The sequence below is a fragment of the Pseudomonas sp. RIT409 genome, assembly GCF_003052515.2.
In the GTDB taxonomy this organism is placed as follows: Bacteria; Pseudomonadota; Gammaproteobacteria; order Pseudomonadales; family Pseudomonadaceae; genus Aquipseudomonas.
In genome coordinates this window covers 83,194-105,532 of the sequence record NZ_QARE02000006.1, presented here as the reverse complement: position 1 = coordinate 105,532, position 22,339 = coordinate 83,194, and the positions used below count along the sequence as shown (strand labels likewise).

14 protein-coding genes are annotated in these 22,339 nt (G+C 59.1%); 8 read left to right on the top strand and 6 right to left on the bottom strand.

What is annotated here, in order from left to right:
- Positions 1–81 precede the first annotated feature (81 nt).
- A complete protein-coding gene (gene trxC, locus DBP26_RS09890; protein ID WP_108237399.1) occupies positions 82–516 on the bottom strand; it encodes a thioredoxin TrxC in 435 nt (144 codons plus the stop codon).
- A 164-nt stretch (positions 517–680) separates the two neighbouring features.
- Between trxC and DBP26_RS09885 the strand changes: the two genes are divergently transcribed.
- The 5 genes from DBP26_RS09885 (at position 681) to DBP26_RS09865 (ending at position 5,030) form a co-directional block, all read left to right on the top strand.
- Positions 681–1,376 carry an amino acid racemase gene (locus DBP26_RS09885; protein ID WP_108237398.1) on the top strand — a complete coding sequence of 232 codons (696 nt, stop codon included), beginning with the start codon at positions 681–683 and terminating at the stop codon, positions 1,374–1,376.
- Positions 1,377–1,517: 141 nt separating this feature from the next.
- Complete coding sequence (locus tag DBP26_RS09880) at positions 1,518–1,808, top strand: AbrB/MazE/SpoVT family DNA-binding domain-containing protein (RefSeq protein WP_256601576.1); 291 nt, start codon at positions 1,518–1,520, stop codon at positions 1,806–1,808.
- Complete coding sequence (locus tag DBP26_RS09875; RefSeq protein WP_108237397.1) at positions 1,808–2,170, top strand: type II toxin-antitoxin system PemK/MazF family toxin; 363 nt, start codon at positions 1,808–1,810, stop codon at positions 2,168–2,170. Before DBP26_RS09880 ends, DBP26_RS09875 begins: the two co-directional genes overlap by 1 nt.
- A 286-nt stretch (positions 2,171–2,456) precedes the next feature.
- Positions 2,457–3,464, top strand: a complete 1,008-nt coding sequence (locus tag DBP26_RS09870; RefSeq protein ID WP_108237396.1) for a hypothetical protein — start codon at positions 2,457–2,459, stop codon at positions 3,462–3,464.
- 669 nt (positions 3,465–4,133) lie between these two features.
- On the top strand, positions 4,134–5,030 hold the full coding sequence (locus DBP26_RS09865; RefSeq protein WP_108237395.1) for a hypothetical protein: 897 nt from the start codon (positions 4,134–4,136) through the stop codon (positions 5,028–5,030).
- On the opposite strand, the gene selO is transcribed toward DBP26_RS09865, so the two are convergent.
- The 3 genes from selO to DBP26_RS09850 are packed head-to-tail and all read right to left on the bottom strand — an operon-like array spanning position 5,014 to position 11,682.
- A complete protein-coding gene (selO, locus tag DBP26_RS09860; protein WP_108237394.1) occupies positions 5,014–6,477 on the bottom strand; it encodes a protein adenylyltransferase SelO in 1,464 nt (487 codons plus the stop codon). The genes DBP26_RS09865 and selO overlap by 17 nt on opposite strands.
- A 51-nt stretch (positions 6,478–6,528) precedes the next feature.
- On the bottom strand, positions 6,529–9,903 hold the full coding sequence (mscK, locus tag DBP26_RS09855; protein ID WP_108237393.1) for a mechanosensitive channel MscK: 3,375 nt from the start codon (positions 9,901–9,903) through the stop codon (positions 6,529–6,531).
- 36 nt (positions 9,904–9,939) lie between these two features.
- Entirely contained in the window at positions 9,940–11,682 is a 1,743-nt protein-coding gene (locus tag DBP26_RS09850) for a potassium/proton antiporter (RefSeq protein WP_108237392.1), read from the bottom strand.
- 345 nt (positions 11,683–12,027) lie between these two features.
- Between DBP26_RS09850 and DBP26_RS09845 the strand changes: the two genes are divergently transcribed.
- A complete protein-coding gene (locus DBP26_RS09845) occupies positions 12,028–14,556 on the top strand; it encodes a DUF6543 domain-containing protein (protein WP_108237391.1) in 2,529 nt (842 codons plus the stop codon).
- Positions 14,557–14,562: 6 nt separating this feature from the next.
- Here DBP26_RS09845 and DBP26_RS09840 read toward each other — a convergent pair whose 3' ends face one another.
- Positions 14,563–16,365, bottom strand: a complete 1,803-nt coding sequence (locus tag DBP26_RS09840; protein ID WP_108237390.1) for an acyl-CoA dehydrogenase — start codon at positions 16,363–16,365, stop codon at positions 14,563–14,565.
- A 590-nt stretch (positions 16,366–16,955) separates the two neighbouring features.
- Between DBP26_RS09840 and DBP26_RS09835 the strand changes: the two genes are divergently transcribed.
- Both DBP26_RS09835 and DBP26_RS09830 read left to right on the top strand, forming a co-directional pair.
- Complete coding sequence (locus DBP26_RS09835; RefSeq protein WP_108237389.1) at positions 16,956–17,645, top strand: hypothetical protein; 690 nt, start codon at positions 16,956–16,958, stop codon at positions 17,643–17,645.
- Between the two features lie 4 nt (positions 17,646–17,649).
- The gene (locus DBP26_RS09830) at positions 17,650–18,084 is read left to right on the top strand and encodes a hypothetical protein (protein WP_108237388.1); all 435 of its coding nucleotides are present in this window, start codon (positions 17,650–17,652) and stop codon (positions 18,082–18,084) included.
- Positions 18,085–18,302: 218 nt separating this feature from the next.
- Here DBP26_RS09830 and putA read toward each other — a convergent pair whose 3' ends face one another.
- On the bottom strand, positions 18,303–22,253 hold the full coding sequence (putA, locus tag DBP26_RS09825) for a trifunctional transcriptional regulator/proline dehydrogenase/L-glutamate gamma-semialdehyde dehydrogenase (RefSeq protein WP_108237387.1): 3,951 nt from the start codon (positions 22,251–22,253) through the stop codon (positions 18,303–18,305).
- Between the last annotated feature and the right edge of the window lie 86 nt (positions 22,254–22,339).

Sequence of the window (22,339 nt, the reverse complement as noted above, 5' to 3'; positions counted from 1 at the left end):
TATGCGGAGAACGGCTGCGGCTCAGCAGACGACGCTGGCAACTCAATCTCACGACAGCGGCATGCCAGAGCGTATGAGGCGTCAGATCCCCTGGCTCTTGAGCCAAGCGGTCAATTGCGGCAAAGGCATTGCACCGCTCTGGCGGGCCACTTCGCGGCCATTCTTGAACAGAATCAGGCTCGGAATCGACCGGATGCCCAATTGCGCCGAAAGCTGCTGATTGGCCTCGCTGTCCAGCTTCGCCAAACGCACACGCCCGCTCAGTTGAACCGCTGCCTGCTCGAACGTCGGCGCAAATGATTTGCACGGCCCGCACCAGTCCGCCCAGACATCCACTAGCAGCGGCAGGTCGCCCTTGATCTGGCTGGCGTAGTCGCCTTGGGAGAGATTGAACGGTGTGCTCAGCAGCACCGGCTGTTTGCAGCGCCCGCATTTGGGCTGGTCGGCCAGGCGATCGGCGGGGATGCGGTTGAGGCCGTTGCAGTGGGGGCAGGGGATATGAAGAGGGTCAGACATGAGGATCACCTGAAATTAGGCCAATGACTGATAAATGGAGCCGTCAAACAGGTTTATCAAGCGATGGATCGAAGACTGTACCGCCCGCTTGTCGCGCTTCTGTCACTGGCCTGTCCTGGCCTTTGCCTCTAGCCTGCGCAGACGACTGTCAGCCGGAGAACAATATGAAAACCCTCGGTGTTTTGGGCGGAATGAGCTGGGAATCCACAGCCACGTATTACAAATGGCTCAACGAAGGCGTGCGCAACCAACTGGGCGGCCTGCATTCGGCGCCGCTGTTGCTGCACTCCGTGGACTTCGCGGGCATCGCCGCCCTGCAGAAATCCGGACAGTGGGATCTGGCAGGCGAGCAACTGGCCGATGCCGCCCGAGGCCTTGAGCGCGCTGGCGCCGGAGCCATTCTGCTGGCCACCAATACCATGCACAAAGTCGCGGGGGCCATCGAGTCGGCTGTCGACATTCCGCTGCTGCACATCGGCGACGCTGTGGGCCAGGCGCTACGCGCCAAAGACGTCACCCGCGCCGCACTGCTGGGCACCCGCTTCACCATGCAGGAAGACTTCTACAAACGCCGCCTGGCCGAGCGCTTCGACATCGACGTCCTGTTGCCCACGGCCGATGCCATGAGTGAAATCGACCGCGTGATCTTCGCCGAGCTTTGCCTGGGCCAGTTCCATCAACCGGCTCGGGATTTTTACCTCGGTGTGCTTGAGCAACTTCGTGATCAAGGCGCCCAGGCCGCAATACTTGGCTGTACAGAAATCGGCCTGCTGCTGGAGAACGTGGAAAGCCCCCTGCCGCTGGTTGACAGTACCGAAGAGCATGTGACGATGGGGTTGGGGTGGTTGTTGGGGAGTTGATCGGCGAATTCCCACAGAGCTGGCTGTGTCTTCGGATTGAATAGGCGAGGCAAGCTGAATAGGCTACGTGTGTCTTGTCGCAGCCCGTAAACGGTTGAGCGTGGTGCTACTTTTGTAGCACTGATAGACAAGGTATCCACCATGGCCGACAAGATAAAAACGATGACAATGAACTCGACTATCCGCCGTCAGGGCGGCGCGGCGGTGATGACGATCCCCCCTGCTTTTTTGAAGTTGCTGGATCTGCACATTGGATCTGAGGTCGAGTTGAGCGTTGAGGCGGGGGAGTTGGTCGCCAAGCCTGTACCGCCGCTCATCCGCAAGCGCTATTCGGTAACCGAGCTGTTAAAAGGGGCTGAATTCGTTGCTGAATTGAACAACGAAACAGCTTGGGCTCGAGAAGGTGACTCTGTCGGGCGGGAGATCACCTGATGGTTCCTCGCAAGGCACCCTGCCAGGGCGATGTGTATTGGGTAGACCCCAATCCAGTGGCGGGGAGGGAGATGAAAGATCGGCATCGATTAGTAGTCATCACTGCTCAGCAAATCAACGCGCTAGGTATCTGCATGACTGTCCCAGTGACCAGTGGCGGTGATTTCGCGTGGCAATCCGGGCTCTGTGTGGTCATTTCAGGACACGAGACCAGCGGTGTTGCGGTGTGTAATCAAGTGCGTAGCTTTGACCTTGAGCAGCGTGTTCGCACTGGATCTGCGAGGCTTGTCGAGACGTTGGACAAGGTTACTGTCAATGAAATCGTCTCCAGGGTGCTAAGCGTTATTGATTTGTCGGACTAGCTGTTAACAAACGGAATGTGTTTCTCATCACGTTGTGCAACGCGGCTTGATGTTTCTGCGTCGATGTCGGGGCATTTGAAGACGCTGGACATTCCCTGAGCCGCGGTATTGATACGCCGGTACACACTGCTCCAGAGGCTTTCCTTTCGACGCTTTTATCCGAAAGAACACCTCATTCGCACAGCTAGCTCTGGCGTGCTCCCCCGATTAGCTTCCCGCGTCAGGGGCTGTTTCGTTCCGCATAACCCGCATTGGCCCCTTTCACTCATTGTCAGGGAGTTAGCCGATGATCAATCACCTTCAGGCTGCCGTTGTTGCCATCCTTCCGTCCAAGACACCCGCGCCCGTTTCGGCGGAAAAGGCTGATCAACCTGCTGTGGATAAAACGCAAAAGACGGCCACCGACAAGGCGAGCTTTTCCACACTGGCCAGCCAGTTGAATGAAAGCGCTGCCCGCGCCGCCAAGCGGGATGCGGGGATGACCCATGAAGCACTGGGCCAATATGGGCGCAACCGAATCAAGGATTTCACCCAGGAAACCCCCGAAGCCAACAGCGGCACCCGAGCGATGGAAGTGCCGAATACCACTGATCCGGAATTGCTGGACCGTGCACGTGCGGCTTCTGCTTACGTCGCGCGCACCCTCGCGGGGGACAAAAGCGCCATAAGCCCGTTCGAGAAATTGTCCCGCGAGCAACTGAATCTGATCGCCTACGACGACAGCGGTTCGTTCACCCTCAATGAGCGACGTGCGGCGTGGCAGGGCGTGCAGAAGATGGATGAAGCCTGGCGCAAAGTCGCGATCCCTCAAGGCGAGATCGAGCAGATCCGCACTGGCAAGGCGACCAGGTTCTACAACGAGGCCTTGAGTTATTTCAAATCGCTGCCTGCTATCGAAAGGGCCGTAGATTACCCCAAAGACGCCCAGGCGATCCTTGAGTCGCGCATCAAAGGGGAGCGAACCCTGCCCTCGCCGAGCATGCCCGGCCTCGTTCAGCGTCAGGGCGGCGACCGCAAACTGACGCTGTTCGACGTGATCGCGGGCGTCGTTGAACCCACCAAAAGCAAGACTGACCCGAACAGCCCCGTCCTCAAAAAGAAATTCACCCCCAGAACGTCGCCGACGCCCGTGTCGTGGAATGAGCGCTGGGCCAAAAAAGAGGCGTCTGCGGTCAAGGCGGCGAAGCCGATGCAGACAGTTGGAGCGACTCAGCCCACCGCGTCGGCAGCCACATCGACTAAAGCAACAGCTGAAGGTGAAGTAGCCAATAACTCAAAACCAATCATTGGGTAGTGATAGGTATCAATGTAAGAGTGAATTGATTACAGGTCTTAATGGATTGGCGGCGATGGTGTTATGTTCCAAAAGGACTATTCGTTCGGATAGTTGTCGCGATTATCTATGTCTGATTAGCTTTTTTCGGATCTGACAAAAGGATGATCAAGATGAAAAATGTTAAGACGATTAAATGTTCTATAGTTGCGATTGCTATGCTGTCGACTGGTGTGGCGGTGGCAACCCCGCAAGTTACCGTTAACCTCATTAACAACTTGGCAGAGCCTGTGAGTTACCAACCTGGCAGTAGTCAGAACGAAAGAACGACGTATGCGAATGCATCGCCGAAGCCATCCGATGTGCCGGCAGGTGGTACCGAGACCTACGTTGTAAGGGCTACAGGCTCCTCGCCCATCACCTACGCGATGGTGACATACAAGTCGGGAAGCAAGTCATGTCGTTTCACGACCAGCTATCTGATGAACGCCACACCAGGTGGAGTCAGAACGCCCAAATGGAATAAGAGCGCAGTCGCAAGTGGTGGTGCTAGATGTGAAATTAGTATCACATCTGTGAATTACGCCAGTCACGATTGGAGCGTAAATCTCATCATGCGTTGATGTGCATAATTTGAATAAGGTCGCCGGAACGGTGGCCTTGTTTAAGAAAGCCATACAGGGAGGCAACATGATTCAAGGTATGGGTGCCGTTTCAGAAATGCCTGTGATTTTTATTGTAGGAAAGAAAGCCGTGCCTGATGGTGATGCGCTGAACACACTCAGCTCATCGCGGGAGCGGGCTGATAAAGCCAATTTCTCTTTGCTGACTCGACAGCTAGGTGAGAGTGCTCTTCGATCCAACAAACGAGAGCAGGAGCTGACCCGCGATGAGCTGGCTGCTTATGCGAAGAAGCAGATAAATGATTTTGCGCTCGACGGCTACAGCTTTGGAAAACATCGACACGATCAGGAACTGCCCGATACAGAAGATCCTGAACATCTGGCGAGGGCGAGGCAGGCAACCGATTACGTCAACCAAGCCGCTAGTGGCAACCGTTATGCGCAAAATCCGTTTGCAGGTCTGTCTCGTGATCAGTTGGCACTGATCGCTTATGACGACAGTGGCGGCTACACGATCAATGAGCGCCACGCGGCTTGGTCTGAAAGTCATCGTCTGAAATCCGAGTGGGCAGAAGGAGCAGTCACTCGCGCCCAGTTAGAAAGTGCTCAAACGGGGCGAATCCCGGTCTTCCTCACAGAAGTGCTGAGCTTTTATAGAGCGCTGCCTAAAATCGAGCAGGTTCAGGACTGCTATCCAGGCGATTACGAAGCAGAGCTTTTGGAGAAGATTCGCGTGGAGCTGAGTCGGCCCAATGACAAAGTGCCGGAGCTGGCGAAGCGGGGATTGAATCTGTATGACATTCTGGCGAGCATCGCGATGCCAGAGAAAAAGGAGGCTGAAGCCAAGCGTGAGCAGTCTGTAAAACAGCACTCTGTGCAGGCGTCAGCCCCGTCCTCTGTTTCTGATAAACCTACGGGGGTATCTGATACTGATTCGGCGTCGACATCTAAGACGAACAACTAATCTCCAAATGCTTCCCCCAATCCGGCGGCCGCTGTGTATAACTTTCCATCCCTGCCTGCTCCTCGAACGGCTTGCACAGCACTTGGTGCAGGCGGCGGACTTCGGTGTAATCGCCTTGTTCGGCGGCTTCGATGGCGCGTTGGGCCAGGTAGTTGCGCAGCACGTATAGCGGGTTGACGGCGTGCATCCGGGCGCGGCGGTCATCCTGACTGCTGGCAGGGTCGCGGGCGATGCGGGCTTTGTAGGCGTCGGCCCAGGCGTCGAAGCCGCGCATGTCGACAAAGTCATCGCGCAGGCTTTGAACGGCGACGTCAGCAGCGTCTTCGCCCAGACGGCGGAAAAACAGGCTGTAGTCCACGCCACTGTTCTGCATCAACTGCAGCAGGCGGGCGATGAGGTCGGCGTCGTCGTCTTCGGCGGTGGTCAGGCCAAGACGGCGGCGCATCAGGTCCAGGTAGTGGGCCTGATACAGCGGCAGGAACAGGCCCAGTGCTTCGCGCAGGGGCTCGACTTCGATGAACGGCGTGAGGGCCTGCGCCAGTGCGCTGAGGTTCCATTGGCCGATGGGGACCTGATTGCTGAAGGAGTAGCGGCCTTCATGGTCGGAATGGTTGCAGATGAAGTGCTGATCGAAATCGTCCAGGAATGCGAACGGGCCGAAGTCGAAGGTGATGCCCAGAATCGACATGTTGTCGGTGTTCATCACCCCGTGACAGAAGCCATAGGCCTGCCATTTGGCGATCAGCTCGGCTTGCCGTTCGACGATCGTGCGGAACATCGCCAGATACGGTTCAGGCTGCTGGAGGCATTCGGAGTAATGCAGTGACAGCACGTGGTCAGCCAGCGTTTTCAGGGCGTCATGCTGCTGGGTGTAAAAGAAATATTCGAAGCTGCCGAAGCGCACATGGCTTCGGGCCAGTCGCAGCACCATGGCCGCGCGCTCCTGGGTTTCGCGCCACACGGGCGTGCTCGAGCCGATGACGCAGCCTGCGCGGCTGGTTGGGATGTTCAATGCATGCAGCGCTTCGGACGCCAGGAACTCGCGAATCGAGGAGCGCAGCACCGCGCGGCCGTCGCCCATGCGCGAGTAGGGTGTCTGCCCGGCGCCTTTGAGGTGCAGGTCCCAATGCTCGCCGGCGTCGTTGTAGACCTCGCCCAGCAAGAGTCCCCGCCCGTCGCCCAGGCGTGGGTTATACGAACCGAACTGATGGCCTGAGTACACCATCGCCCGTGGGTCCGCTTCGGCCCAGAGTTTGTGCCCACTGAACAGCTCGGCAAACACCGGATCCTCGGCCTGGGCGGGGTCCAGGTCCAATAGCCCGAGGGCCGCATCGCTGGCCACCACCAGGCGGGGTTCAGCGATGGGCTCGGGCAGTACGGACGTGGAGAACGTATCGCCCAGGCGGGCGAAACGGTTGTCGAAGGTCAGGGCGTCGAGGGCTTTCAAAGCGAGCCTCCAGCAGAATGTGCGAAACCCATTCTGCGGGCAATGCGCCGATCAGTCGAGCTTGGCTTCCGGCGGCTCCGGCACATCCTTCGGTGCGGGGGGCACCACCGTCGATGCAGGCGGTGCGATTGCCTTGGTGTCTTGATCGACGGGCACCATTTTGTATTCCTGGCCCTGCATGTTCTTGAGGTACACCTCCATCTGCCGGAACGAGATGTTGATGTGCTGCTTCTTGAACTCCTTGTTGATGAACCGATTGATCTCGTCGAGCACCGGGTTGCGATCGCCCAAGTCGCGGACGTGCATGCGCAGTTCGTGGTCCAGCGTGCTTTCGCCGAAATTCAGGAAGTAGACGATAGGCTCCGGCTCTTTGAGAACGCGAGGGTTTTCGCGGGCGGCCTGCAACAGCAACTTGCGCACCAAGTCCAGATCGGAGCCGTAGTCCACACCCAGCTTCAGGGTGACGCGGGTGATGGTGTCGGTCAGCGACCAGTTGATCAGTTGGCCGGTGATGAACGTCTTGTTCGGAACGATGATGTCCTTGCGGTCGAAATCGGTAATGGTAGTCGCGCGAATGCGGATTTTGCTCACCGTGCCTGACAGGTTGCCGATGGTAATGGTGTCGCCGATCCGTACCGGGCGCTCGAACAGGATCATGATGCCGGAGATGAAGTTCGCGAAGATCTCCTGCATCCCGAACCCGAGGCCGACCGACAGGGCCGCCACCAGCCATTGCAGCTTGTCCCAGCTCACGCCCAGCGCAGAGAGTGTCGAGACGAACCCGACGCCCGCGATGATGTACGACAGCAGTGTGGTTGTCGCGTAGGAACTGCCCTGTTTCAGGTTCAGCTTCGACAACACGAACACTTCCAGCAAGCCAGGGAGGTTGCCCGCCAGCACGAAAGTGATGCCGATAATCACCAGTGCGCCGATGAGGTCCCCAAGGCTGATCGGCACCATGCTGGTGTTGGTGCCGGTTCCGGTGGTGTATTCGTACAGGGTGATGTTGTCCAGGTAGGAGAACACGGTGATCAGGTCGGCCCACACCAGATACAGCGCGCCGATGAAACCCGCGATCAATGCCAGACGAATCAGGCGCAGGGATTGTTGGTTGACCTGCTCGATGTCCAGTGTCGGCTCCTCGACCAGGGTTTCGCCTTCACCTGCGTCCTTGGCGGCCTGACGCTTGGCCAGGGCCCGCTGGTAGGCCAGACGCCGTGCGGCGACGCCCAGGCCGCGCACGAATGCGGCCTCGATGACCAGCCAGAGCATCAGCAGGTAGAGGGTGTCGATCAACCGGTCGCTGAGCTTCAGCGCGGTGTAGTAGTAGCCAAAACACACCGCCAGGAACAACGCGACCGGCAGGGCGGTGAACGCCAGGCCGACGGCACGGCGGAACAGTGACGCGTTTTCGTGGGTCGGGCTGGTCAGCAACAGACGGGCGAGCAGCCAGGTCATCAGGGCGTAACAGGTCAGCACCACTGCAATACCAATGACGTCATCGGCCAACGCAGACGGCTCGTGTTCGGCGACCGCCACCACAGTCACCAGAGCCAGCACCACCAGGCCCAACCGGCGTATCCAGCCACGCAGGAATTCCACCTGGGACTTTTCCCAGCGGAAATGCAGTTGCGCCACGCCACCGGGCGCCAGGATGCGGTAGGCGGTATAGAACACCAGCCAGGCCAGCGAGATTTGCATGAGCGCCGCGCCGAGATTGACGTTCTGTTCTCGGGCGTCGATCTGCAACGCCAGCGCGCAGGTGGCCAGCGCCAGCGACAGTGGCATGGCAAGGAGGATATTGATAATGATCGCCAGCGGTGTTTGCCACTGCCGATCCCGTTTGAAGTGGCCAATGTCACCGTGCAGGCGGTTGAGCTTGTCGTACAGCGCCTTGCGCTTCCACATCAGCACGCCAATCACCAGCAGCAACGGCAGGAAGATCAACGGGCGCTGGGTCAGGCCATCGGCCAGTTCGCTGACGGTGGAGGTCCAGGGCAAGGTGGAGATCTGTTTCATCAGCCGCGGTTTGACACGCTCGAACCATTCGAAATCCAGCGGCTTGTTGCTGGGAATCCAGAACATTTGTTCATCGAGGGTCTGACGCAGGTTGATCGCCGTGCTGACGAGCTGTTTCTGGTTCAGTTGCAGGGTGATGGATTCATTGAGCAGCGCGCTCAATTCACGGTTAAGCCGCTCCAGCAGATCGCTGCGGGTGGTGGCGAGGTCGAGCAAGGCCTTGCGCAGAGCAGGGGTAACGTCCTCAGGCTTCTGCGTGGCCAGCAGCGTGTCAACGTAACTCGCCGGGTTGCTCATCTGCTCGCGCTGTTGATTGACCTCGAACTGATACAGCCGAATGTCGGCAATTTCATCGGCCAGCCCGCTGTCGAGCTTGAGCTTGGGCAGCGCCTGTTTCTGTTTGTAGAGGATCTTGGAGAGCAGCAGGCTGCCGCTCAAAACGTTGATCTGCTCATCGAGCGCGGCGTCGGTCTGCGTGATGGCGTCCAGTTGGGTTTTCGTCTTGAGGTTCTGCTGGGTCAGCTCGTTGAGGCGGTCGGTGCCCCGCAACAGGTAGTCGGACAGCTTGAGGTTCGCCGCGCTCTCGCTGGCGAGCAGGCTGCTACCACCGGCTTTTTGTGCTTCGATCGACAGTTGGGTCACGGTTTCCTGCGACTGCGCGCGACGCTTGTCATTGATCAGCGTCTGCAGGTCCTGGATTTCCTGGTCCTGACGGCTCACCTTTTCAGTCAACAGGTCATGCTGACTGCCACCCAAGTCCTGCAATTGACTGTTGCCGGCCAATTCCTGACGTCGCAGGGCAATCAGCGCATTGATCGATGCCAGCTCTGCATTCAACTGGTTGCGCTGGTCGGAACTGATTGCTTTGCCGCCGTCCTTACCGGATTTGAGGATGCCGTTGATGGTCTGAATGCGCGTCTGAGCGTTGCTGATTTCGGCCTGCGCGCGTTCCGGGCGCGTCTGGGCAGTGATCGTCAGGCTGTTGGCATCGTTCAGGGCTTTCTGCAAGTCGGCTTGTTGAGCGCTGCGCTGGCTGAGCATCTGCTCAAGCTGGGGGACATCCAGATTGGCGTAGCGCTGGGCAACCGGGATCACCTTGCTGGCTTTGAGTTTGGCGAGTTCGCGCTGGTTTTCGGTCGTCTGCCGAGGGGCATCCGTCAATTGCTTCTTCAGGTCCTCCAGCTTTTGCTGGTTGTCCTTCTGGCTGGCGAGGAAACCGAGCGTCTGTTCCAGCACCTGTTGCAGGGCCTTTTGATCATCGGCGGACAGTTTGCGATCGGCGATCTTGTCCAGGCTTTGCTGAACGGCTTCGGCCGAAGGTGGAGGGGTGTCGGCGGCGAAGGCCGGGACGTTGAACAGGCAAAGCCCCAGCAAGGCTGAGGCACAAAAATTACGCAGCAGGAACATAGACACCGGGCTGGACGATCAGGAAATGTGAGCAGTTTAGAGGAACAACCCGGGGGCCGGGCGGGTTCCTTCCGGGAATCTGACGCCCACTTTAAGGATCTTGTTCCCTTCCATCACGGCGACTGTCCAGATAGTTCCATTCCATTCCACCTGGTCGCCAACGATTGGCGCGCCGCGATTCTTCTGAATGATGAACTGGCTCAACGGCATGTCTGGGTCCAGACCGTCGAGTTTCAAACCGTACAATGCCGCGACAGCCCCGAGCTGAGCGTCTCCTTCGAGGACGAAGTCGCCGAAGAAGCGCAGATCCAGACCTCGCTGCGGGGCCTGGCTGAACAGTTTGCCGAGGGCGGGTAAGTCATGTTCATGGCCGATGACGCACAGCAAGTCGCCCGTTTCCAACACCGTACTACCCGACGGATGGAGCAGTTGCTGACCGCGAAACAGCGCAGCGATCCGCGTACCCTCCGGCATTTTCAGCTCGCGAAGTGCTGCGCCGATGCACCATTTTTCCGCACCGAGGCGATAAACGAACAGCTCCCATTCGCTGGTCACGTGCACCTCGAGTGCGGCGCGGGAGATAGGCGCTGGGTCCGGCGGTACCGTGACCTTCAGCCATTTGGCCATCCACGGCAGGCTCGTGCCTTGGACCAGCAGCGAAACCAGAACGATGAAGAATGCCAGGTTGAAGTAGAGTTGGGCATGAGGGAGCCCGGCCATCAGCGGGAAGACGGCGAGAATGATCGGCACCGCGCCGCGCAGGCCGACCCAGGCGATGAACGCCTTCTCGCGGCCGTGGAATACGCGGAAGGGAAGCAGCCCGGCCAGCACCGACAGCGGGCGCGCTACCAGGATCATCCACAGCGCCAGCCCCAGGGCGGGCAGTGCGATCGGCAGCAGATCGTGGGGTGTGACCAGCAGCCCGAGAACCAGAAACATGCCGATCTGCGCCAGCCAGGCCATGCCGTCGAGCATGTGCAGGATGCCGTGGCGGCTACGGATCGGTTTGTTGCCCAACACCAGACCACACAGGTAAACCGCCAGAAAGCCGCTGCCGTGGATGGCGTTGGTCAGGGCAAAGATGGTCAGGCCGCCCGCGATCACCAGGATGGGGTAGAGGCCGTTGGCTAAGTTGATGCGATTGACCAATTGCAGCATCAGCCAGCCACCGCCAAGACCGACTAGGGCGCCGATGCCGAACTCCTGCACCAGGTGCCCCAGCAGGCTCAAGTGCAGGCCGGTCTGACCTTTGGCCAGCATGTCGATCAGGGTCACGGTGAGGAACACCGCCATCGGGTCGTTACTGCCGGATTCGATTTCGAGGCTGGCGGTCACCCGTTCGTTCAGGCCCTTGCCGCCCAGCAGCGAGAACACCGCTGCGGCGTCCGTGGAACCGACGATGGCACCGATCAGCAAGCCCTGAATGATGTTCAGGTCAAACAGCCATGCCGCGACCATGCCGGTGAGCCCCGTGGTGATCAGCACGCCGACCGTGGCCAGCGATAACGCAGGCCAGAGCGCTACTCGGAAACTCGCCACCCGAGTGCGCAGCCCGCCATCGAGCAGGATGACGGCCAGTGCGAGGTTGCCGACCAGGTAGGCCGTCGGGTAGTTGTCGAAAATGATGCCGCCGCCGTCGACGCCCGCCACCATGCCGACCGCCAGGATGATCACCAGGATGGGAATGCCCAGGCGTGATGACAGCGAACTGACCAGAATACTCGCGGCCACCAGCAACGCGCCGATCAGAAACAGGCTGTTGATGGTCGTGGCATCCAAGGGCGGTACTCCAGATAAAAGCAGAATGAGCGCATCCGAAGACTGACATGCAGCCGACGTGCCAATGGATTTAACCCGTTGAATTAGTGGGCTGTCAAAGGCTTATGACTGTCGATGTCCAGAGGACAGGGATTAGGGGACGATTTGGGTGAGCTCCGTTCGCCATCAGCAATGCTCGACTTCGAGTGCGGTGCGTATCTATCACACATCGACGGATTGAGGCACCCCGGAGCTTCCAATGACTGCGCCCGCCTCTCACAAACCCGCAGGATAAATAGCTACCACCTACCATCGATTCCACCTGATTACGTGCATGGCTTTGATCGCTACCAAGGACCGGAAGCCATGCATGTCTCTACCCCACAACTTTCCACGGCCGCGTTTGATGGCCTGGGCTATCTGGCGTTGCGTGAACGCGCCGCAGCTTTCATACGCAACTACCCAGACATGTACACCCTCGCGTATCAGGCCGCACGGCATATTCTTGAAAAGCATACCGGGAATAAGTCATTTAACCCGGCGAGGGTGTATTGGCATCGTTTTTCGGGAGCGAGCAATAGCTCCCGCACGTTCACCGGCTGGCAACACGGAGGGCGGCCTTCGCAATCGTTGACGTTGATCGAATTGGTCATGCACCGGTTCAGCGCCGCTGACCAGGATGCGCCGGATGACTTGAACGTCTACAGCGGCTTTTACACAGTGGGCGCTGATGGGGTGCGTTATGACGAGCAGAATGAAGTCCCGATGCTGCCCAGTGACGTGCTGCGCGACTTCTGGACGATGGATTTCGCGAGTGCGTGCAAGCACAAGGTCGAAGCGTTCTGGCGCGAACATGGCGATGAGTTCTGTGCGTTCACCAAGGCCCGGTTGCTGTCGTCAGCAGGCGTTGCACTCAGCAAAAGGCAGTTGGCGCCGGATGATTTTCAGGCTGTCCTGGCGGCAGTCACGGGCGGCGATGACCCGCGCGTGACCTGGGCGATGCTGCAAACGCGCAATCGCGCCAATCATCGAGGGTCGGTCCATGTGTTCGAGCTTGCCGGGCACGCAGCGCGGGACATGCTTTATATCCGCAGCGGGTCTGGGCGCGTGATTGTGTATCAGGCCGACGCCCGACCCGCGTTTCGGTGCTTTGACGACGATCACGCTTTGGGTCGCTGGATAACGGCACAAGTGTCCGATCGGGCGTCAAACGCAGCGCTTGCCTCACACTTCGTTCGAGGCCAAGCGCAGCAGAAAGACTTTGCCAAGAAGGTATCCCGAGTAGGAAATCGGGCGATCAAGATGCGTGCCCCCGGACAGGCCGCGAGCACCTGGGTTTTCGAACAGCTACGAGACCGTGCCCAGGAAGAAATGCGAGAGGACGTGCATACGCTGCTGACCGGCAACGCGAGCCTGCGCAAGCAAATGTGGATCGGTTATCTGGGAGCGTTCATTCAGGTGGCCGGGGCATTTGCGCCCATTGGTTGGCCCGTCGCACTGACCCTGGTCGGAGCAGGCGTCGCGAGCATTGGTTTGAACATCGATCAAGCGATCAACGGGCGCACTGCACCACTTCGGAAGTCGGGGGTGGTGGGCGCCATCGTCAATTCCATCTATCTGCTGTTCAATCTGCCTTTATTGGCCGACATCCGCGGTCTGGCAACCTCCATCTCGCAGTTGGAACATGAAGCGGTGGACGGGTTGGAAGCGTTGGAAGCGTTGGAAGGGAACGCTATCTTGCCGCCCGCAACTTCGCTGACCGATGCCTCCCCTTATCGGGGGATTCATGTACTGGAAAACGGCGAAAACTGGATCAGTTTGAATGACCGTTCGTTTCGGGTGCAGTACGTTGCGGACTTGAAACTCTGGTTCATCGTCAAACCGGACAACCCATTCTCGTTCAGCGGCGCGCATCTGGTTCGATTCAATGAGGCCAATGAATGGGAACTGGTCGGCGCGCCGGGCCTGCGCGGCGGGGGTTCCATGGAGGCGAGCGGCAGTGTGCCGCCCCCCTTCGAGCGTGTGACGTCGTCGTTCTGGGACACCTACATGCAATTCAATGTGTCAGAGGAGCGGCGATTGTCCGAGGTCGGCAATCAACGCCAGGAGTCGCTGACGAGCATTTACGAAGTCGTTGAGGACGATAGCGTGTTCACTGATTCAGAAGGTGATGAGGTTGCCATCGACAGCTTTGGCGAAAAGCACCGCATCTTTAAAACCGCTCACGATTGGTTCGGGGGGACTATCACGCTGTTCACAAGGGATGAAGACGCCTACAACGTGTTCTTGCGCACCGGCGCGCGCAAAGGGCCTGATCAGGTTGGCGTCATAAGCCGTCTGCTCGAAGACCTTGCTGAAGTCGGTCACAACAATGACGTGCCGTTATACAGAGGCGGCAGCGGGCATCGCGGCACCTCGGGGCAGGCCTTTCGCGATGGCCAGTTCAAGGCAGGCGACGTGCTTGTGAACACCGACTTCACTTCTTTCAGTGAGAATCCGTACATCAGTCGGGTGTTCGCGAGCAGCCAGGCGGGTGCGGCGTCAGAAAGCTTTATGGGCGACGTTTCTTTCGACAACACCTCAATCGTGTTCGAATTACCTGCCAAGCAGTATTTGAGCGCCACCCCCATCAGCCCGTTTTCCGTGAGCCCCGAGGAGGTCGAGTCAGTGTTTGTGCCAGGCAACTACTTCGAGATTCAGCGCGTTCAGGAGGTGATGGGTACCGGGTATCGTTTCATGAACGTGCAGCTCAAGCAGATACCCCTGGAGCAGGTGACTGGGGCTGTGTACGACTTGCGCACGGGCATGCCTTTCAGCCGTGACCAGTTCGCCGCCAGGCTGGGGGCAGGTGCCGAAACGCTTGTTGACAGCTTATTCCCGCCTGCGACCTCTTAAGCCCCTTCAAAACCACTGATCTTGCATCGACAGACAGAGGTCGTCCCGCGCCTGCAAAATGGCCAGCTCGTGATGGCAGGCCGGAACCTCCCAGGTCAGGAAGTACCGGGCGGCCTGCAGCTTGCCTTTGTAAAACGCGACGTCGTCCTCGCTGGCCGTCCTGAGCCCTTCTTCTGCACGGATCGCTTGCGCCAGCCAGCGCCAACCGATGACGGTATGACCGAAGGCTTTCAGGTAAAGCGCTGAGTTGGCGAGCGTGGCGGTGGTCTTGCCTTGGGCCAGGTCGGTCAATAGATCCAGCGTGACGCCCTGCAGGCGCGCAACCAGTTGTTCCAGAGGCTGACGCAGCGCGCTCAGCGAAGCATGCTCTTGAGCGCGTTGACACGTGTCTGCGATCAGGCGAATCAGTTGTTTGAGGCCGGCGCCGCCGTTCTGCGCCAGCTTGCGTCCCAGCAGGTCCAGTGACTGGATGCCGTGAGTGCCTTCGTGAATCGGATTCAGGCGGTTGTCGCGGTAATACTGCTCTACCGGATACTCGCGGGTATAGCCATGGCCGCCAAGAATCTGGATCGCCAGCTCGTTGGCTTTCAGGCAAAACTCCGAGGGCCAGGATTTGACAATGGGCGTCAGCAGGTCCAGCAATTCATGTGCTTGTTTGCGTTGGTCCTCGGTTTCGCCGGTTTGCGTGTCGTCGAACAGGCGTGCGGCATACAGTCCCAGGTCGAAAGAGCCTTCGACGTAGGCTTTCTGCGTCAGCAGCATGCGTTTCACATCAGCATGTTGAATGATCGAAACCGGCGCGCTTTCAGGGTTCTTGCTGTCGGGCAGACGGCCTTGCGGACGCTCGCGTGCATACTCCAGCGAGTACAGATACCCGGCGTAACCCAGCATGACTGCGCCCATGCCGACGCCGATCCGGGCCTCGTTCATCATCTGAAACATGTAGCTCAAACCGCGGTGTGGCTTGCCAATCAGATAGCCTGTGCAGTGGCCGTTCTCACCGAAGTTCAGGGCGGTCGATGTCGTGCCACGCCAGCCCATTTTGTGGAAAAGCCCCGCCAACACCACGTCGTTGCGCGCGCCGAGACTACCGTCATCCTTGACCAGGAACTTCGGCACGATGAACAGTGAAATCCCTTTCACACCAGGCGGTGCGTCAGGAAGCTTGGCCAGCACCAGATGCACAATGTTTTCCGATAATGGATGGTCACCGCCCGAAATGAAAATCTTGTTGCCACGCAGCCTGTAAGTCCCGTCGTTGGCGGGTTCTGCGCGGGTGCGTATGTCCGACAGCGAGGATCCTGCGTGAGGCTCGGTCAGTGCCATGGTGCCGAAGAACCGGCCCTCGAGCATCGGCTGCAGGAAGCGTTGTTTTTGCTCATCGCTGCCAAAGTTTTCGATCAGGTTAGCAGCGCCCATGGTGAGAAACGGGTACGACGCCGTGGCGGCGTTTGCCGCTTGGAAATGCGCAAAGCACGCTTGAGAGAGCAGCGTGGGCAGCTGCATGCCGCCCGCCTCGAAGTCCCGCGCCGCGTTGAGAAAACCCGCCTCCAGAAAGGCGTCGACTGCCGGTTTCACCTCAGGGATCAACACCGCTTCGCCGTTCTCGTAGCGGGGCTCGTTCTCGTCGTTCTTGCGGTTGTGTGAGGCAAAGAACTTCTCAGCGATCGTCCGCGCTGTGGAGAGGGCTGCATCGAAGGTCTCGCGACTGTGCTCCGCAAAGCGCTCCCGCCGCGTGAGCCCCTCGGCGTCTAGCATTTCGTAGAGTTCGAAAGCCAGATTGCGAGAACTGAGCAACATTTCGGACATGGCAGCGCACCTTTAACTGATGTGCGTTTGAGTCTAGGGAAGCAGGGAGGGGGTGAACAGGAAGATTGATTTGGGTGATGGAGCAATAGAACGAGGGGGTGTCTGATGCTGTTGCTGCTCCAGTCATCTGACTCCTTGAGCGGCTGGACACTGCGCCTCGGGAATATGCAGCACTGTAGAGCGCGCTTGCCCGCGATTGCGTTTTGCCAGACACCATTGCGGTGTCATGGCTCACGCATCGCGGGCAAGCGCGCTCCTACACAGGGGCATCGTTGTTTAGCCGATAGTCATCAGGCTCGCATTGCCCCCTGCTGCTGCGGTGTTGACGCTCAGTGCGCGCTCGATCACCAGGCGTTCCAGTCGCTGACCAATTGATTCGCCTATCCCTCTTTCGGCAGTCGTTTGAAGACCTCTTCGCCACTGGGCGGATCATACAGTCTTGAGCTTATCAACTTTGGGGGAGTGGGGGCTGGCCTGTTGGAGAGGCGCTGTCCTACATCACCGGACGAATCGCCCGGCATTCAGCAATGGGTAAAGACGTTATCAACGCACCACTTGATTGTCGGTTTCTTTGACGGTGGGCGTTGAGCATGAAAAAGGTTATCCCAAGGGCTAGTGCGCGGCACTATTCGCTGAACTCCATAGAAAGTCCGCTCTTCGCAGCATTTGAGGTAGAGCGGGCGTTGGCAAACCCATATGACCTCGAAGGGTTAGTCGAGCTGATTGACGACGCTCATATCGCGTTGAGTGACTGCCGGTTGGAGTATCACAAGCGTTCAATTCTTGAGCGGATGGAACGAGCTGAGTGGTTGTTGGTGACCGACCGGCCTTTCAAACCGCTGAAAATCTCCGAGCTGACAGGGACCGCAAAATTCAACCTTCGCTCGCTTTCGGTGGCCCCGGCGTTGCACGTTGCCAAAAGAATGACTCTGACAGGCGGTCCCGGACGATGGGTGACAAAAGGCATTGAATATGACACGGCGAGAAACGCGGTGTTTTTTGCTGCCAACTGGCTGACTTCAAGAGGCGATGAAGGGCGCATGTTTTTGAGCGAGGGTAAGGATTACGCGAACACTTCCAGAACGGTAGTTCAGGAGTGGCAACCTCTCATGGATGGGCAAATGCATCTACGAGATAAATCAGTGTCTCGCTATTACGGCGAGCAGCGCCGCATAGGACAGCAGTTTGTTGAGGCTGAGGATCACTGGCAGATTTCAGGTACTTCTTGGCACTGGCGACCGACGATAGGGAACATTACTTATGAGTTGAAAGGAGAATAGGCAGGTGCGTCAGTTGAACATTTCTGCACGAGCGGTTTTTTGGGGGTGGGGGATGTTTGATGCGATTTACATCGCCCGTTACGTTTTTTTGAGCATTGCCGCGGGCAGGATCCCCTATGTGAGTGACCTTCAGAATGGCTTGGTGTTGATCTCGGATCACGGGGTGTATGCCAAGGCGCTGGCGGCGTTGTCTTGGGGCTTTGAGGTATCGATTATTCTCAGCTGTTTCTTGTTTCTAGGGCGATGGCGAGCGGCACTGTGGTTAGGGTGGGCTCAGATACCCTTTCGTCTGGTTCTGGTGATCCCTTCCGTTTCTATCATCTTCATGGGGTCTGACATCGTTGAGCGGTACGGCGTCGTCCTTATGCTGCTTTTGGTTGTCCTGTCTGAGTGTTTGAAGGGCTGGACATTGTGGGTTGCTCGCAAGCATTCGTTGTGACGAAAAGTGGGCAGGAGCTTCTCGGAAATACCGCTCTCCAGAAAGGGAGGCCTGCTCAAACAACTGTAGGAGCGTGGCTTGTCCCGCGATCTGGCGCGCAGCGGCAGCGAAATCAGGCAACGTCGATATGCCGGGCATACCGGATCAACTGACCTAACTGCCGCTGCGCCCCAGATGGCATGGCTAGCCGCGCTCCTACAGGTTTGCGCTTCGGATCCTTACCCGATAGTCATCAGGCTTGCATTGCCCCCTGCTGCTGCGGTGTTGACGCTCAGTGCGCGCTCGATCACCAAACGCTCCAATGCAATGCCGGTTTCGCCTTTGGGGATGCCCTGCACGCCGACGATGGCACCGCTGCGCTGCGCAACCTGCTCGCAGATCGCGCGCAGCTGATCGGAGTCGCCATGGTGGAGCACCGCCTCGATTGCGACGTCGTCCTTGTTCCAGTCATTGACCAGCTTGAGGCGGCCTTGCACCTCTTTGGGCAGGCGTTTGTAGAGTGGCTTGCCTACTTCGTTATCGGGAACGATCGCCGTGCCCCCAACTGCCAGGACAGCCGCCAGTTGGGTCAGCAAGTCGGCCTCGTCATCGGCCAGGCACAACACATGCTCCCGTGGCAGAAGGGTATAGCTGTTGCGCTCGCCGGTCGGGCCTGCGAGCAGGCGGGTAATGCCGCTTTGCGATTGCTCGGTGAACTGCGAAATCACACTTACCAGTTCCGACAGTTGTTGGCTGGTCGCCCAGGCTTTCAATGCGTTGAGCGGCTTGAGCAGGGTCTCCCGCAGGCGAGTGTCCGGCGCAACCCCGGCATCACGGGTGGCAAAGGATTTCTGCACGGCATCGGCAGGACGTGTCGACAGCAAGCGGTACAGATACAGCGGACCACCCGCCTTCGGCCCCGTGCCTGAGAGGCCTTCGCCGCCAAACGGTTGCACCCCGACCACGGCGCCGACGATGTTGCGGTTGACGTACATGTTGCCCGCATTGACCGAGTCGATCACCTTGGCGATGGTTTCGTCGATGCGGGTGTGCACGCCCAGTGTCAGGCCGTAACCCGAGGCGTTGATCTGGCCGATCAACTGATCCAGTTCTTTGCGCTTGTAGCGAACAACGTGGAGCACTGGTCCGAAGATTTCGCGTTGCAGTTCATCGAAGCTTTCCAGTTCGATCAGGGTTGGCATCACGTAGGTGCCGCGTTTGATCTCGTCACTGTCCGCGATGGCGACCTGGTATACCGAACGGCCTTTGTCGCGCATGGCCTGGATATGTTTCTCGATACCGGCCTTGGCCTCGGCATCGATCACCGGCCCGATGTCCACCGCCAGCCGCTCCGGGTTGCCCAGACGGCTTTCCGCCATGGCGCCCTTGAGCATTTCGATGACGCGGTCGGCGGAGTCTTCCTGAAGGCAGAGCACGCGCAAGGCCGAGCAGCGTTGGCCCGCACTGTCGAAGGCTGAGGACACGACGTCGATGACCACTTGTTCGGTCAGTGCCGAGGAGTCGACGATCATTGCGTTCTGCCCGCCGGTTTCGGCGATCAGCGGGATCGGGCGGCCCTGTGCGTCAAGGCGCCCGGCGATGTTGCGTTGCAGCAAGCGAGCGACCTCGGTCGAACCGGTAAACATCACCCCTTTGACCCGTTCGTCGCCGACCAGTCGAGCGCCGACGGTCTCACCACGGCCCGGCAGCAGCTGCACCACGCCTTCGGGAATGCCGGCTTCCAGCAGAATGCGTACGGCTTGCGCAGCCACCAGCGGCGTCTGTTCAGCAGGCTTGGCCAGCACGGGGTTGCCTGCTGCCAATGCCGCCGCGACTTGACCGCTGAAGATGGCCAGAGGGAAGTTCCATGGGCTGATGCACACCACCGGCCCCAGCGGACGATGCGCATCGTTGCTGAAATCATTGCGCGCCTGTACGGCGTAATAGCGCAGGAAATCCACAGCCTCGCGCACTTCTGCGATGGCGTTGGCGAAGGTTTTACCGGCTTCGCGAGCCAGCAAGCCCATCAGGGGCTGGATGTCAGCCTCCATCAGGTCGGCGGCGCGCTCCAGAATAGCGGCGCGCTCGGCTGGCGGGGTCGCCTGCCAGATCGGTCCTGCACTCAGCGCGCTCAACAGGGCGTTGTCGACATCTTGCAGGCTGGCTTCCTGAACATGACCGACCACGTCACGCAGATCGGACGGGTTCAGCACCGGTGTGGCTGCCCCCGCGCTGACTGGGCTGCCCAGCATCGGCAGGGCTTTCCAGTCGTTGTGTGCGGTGGCGAGCAGGGCAGAAGACAGCGACGCCAGCCGATGTTCGTTGGCCATGTCGATACCCGCCGAGTTGGGGCGCTCGCTGCCATACAGATCCCGTGGGAGGGGAATCCGCGGGTGCGGCAGCCCGAAACCGCCTTCCTGGGTGGCCATGCGTTCGATGCTGGAAACCGGATCGGCCACCAGTTCCTGAATCGAGATCGACTGATCGGCAATGCGATTGACGAACGAGGTGTTCGCGCCGTTTTCCAGCAGGCGACGAACGAGATAGGCCAGCAGGGTCTCATGGGTACCGACCGGCGCATACACGCGGCATGGACGGTTCAGCTTGCCCTCTGCAACCTTGCCCACCACCTGCTCGTACAAAGGCTCGCCCATGCCATGCAGGCATTGGAATTCATACTGGCCGGGGTAATAGTTCTGACCAGCGATGTGGTAGATGGCGGACAGCGTATGGGCGTTGTGGGTAGCGAATTGCGGATAGATGACCTCGGGCACCGACAGCAGCTTGCGGGCGCAGGCGATATAGGACACGTCGGTGTACACCTTGCGCGTATAGACCGGGTAACCCTCCAGGCCTTCGACTTGGGCGCGTTTGATCTCGCTGTCCCAGTAGGCGCCTTTCACCAGGCGGATCATCAAGCGATGACGGCTGCGGCGAGCGAGATCGATCACATAGTCGATCACATAAGGGCAGCGCTTTTGATAGGCCTGGATCACGAAGCCGATGCCGTTCCAGCCGGTCAGTTGCGGCTCGAAACACAAGCGTTCCAGGAGGTCGAGCGACAGTTCGAGGCGATCTGCCTCTTCGGCGTCGATGTTCAGGCCGATGTCGTACTGTTTGGCCAACAGCGTCAGCGACAGCAGGCGGGGGTACAGTTCCTCCATGACCCGCTCGTACTGCGAACGGCTGTAGCGCGGATGCAGCGCCGAGAGCTTGATCGAGATTCCGGGGCCCTCATAGATCCCGCGTCCATGAGACGCTTTGCCGATGGAGTGGATCGCCTGCTCGTAGGAAGCCAGGTACTTCTGGGCGTCGTGTTCGGTCAGCGCCGCTTCGCCGAGCATGTCGTAGGAATAACGAAAGCCCTTGGCCTCGAACTTGCTCGCATTGGCCAGCGCTTCGCCGATGGTTTCACCGGTCACGAACTGCTCGCCCATCAACCGCATGGCCATGTCGACGCCCTTGCGGATCATGGGCTCGCCGGATTTGCCGATGATGCGGCTCAGGGAAGAAGTCAGCCCTGCCTCATTGTGGGTACTGACCAGCTTGCCGGTCAGCAGCAGGCCCCAAGTGGCTGCGTTGACGAACAGCGACGGACTGTTACCCAGGTGGGGTTGCCAGTTGCCGGTGCTGATTTTGTCTCGGATCAGGGCATCGCGGGTGCCTTTGTCCGGGATGCGCAACAACGCTTCGGCCAGGCACATCAGGGCAACGCCCTCCTGCGAGGACAGCGAGAATTCCTGCAGAAGGCCCTGGACGATTCCGGCCCGGCCGCCGGCGCTCTTCTGGTTGCGCAGCTTTTCGGCGATCGAAGCGGCAAGCTTGTGGGCCGCATCGGCCATCGGGGCCGGCAGGCGCGCCTGCTCGAGCAGCATGGGCACCACCTCAGGCTCGGGGCGGCGGTAGGCGGAAGTAATGGCGGCTCGCAGCACTGATTGGGGGAGGATGCTTTCGGCGAATTCCAGAAACGCTTGGTGATTGGTCTCTGCGGGCAATTCGCCTTGGTCTTCACCGTCCTTGCTTAAACCGTCGAGGTCACTCAGGGTTGCACCACTCTCGAGCTTTTCCAGGTAATTGAAAATGGCCTGTTTGATCAGCCAGTGCGGGGTCCGGTCGATGGACTGCGCAGCCGCTTTCAATCGCTCGCGGGTCGGGTCGTCGAGTTTGACACCCAGAGTGGTGGTCGCCATGTCTTGTCCTCATGAGAGCCACGGTGAGCGTGGCGATAACTGCCGCCAAGGGTAGCCCCGCACCTGGTGCGGTGCAACCGGGTGCA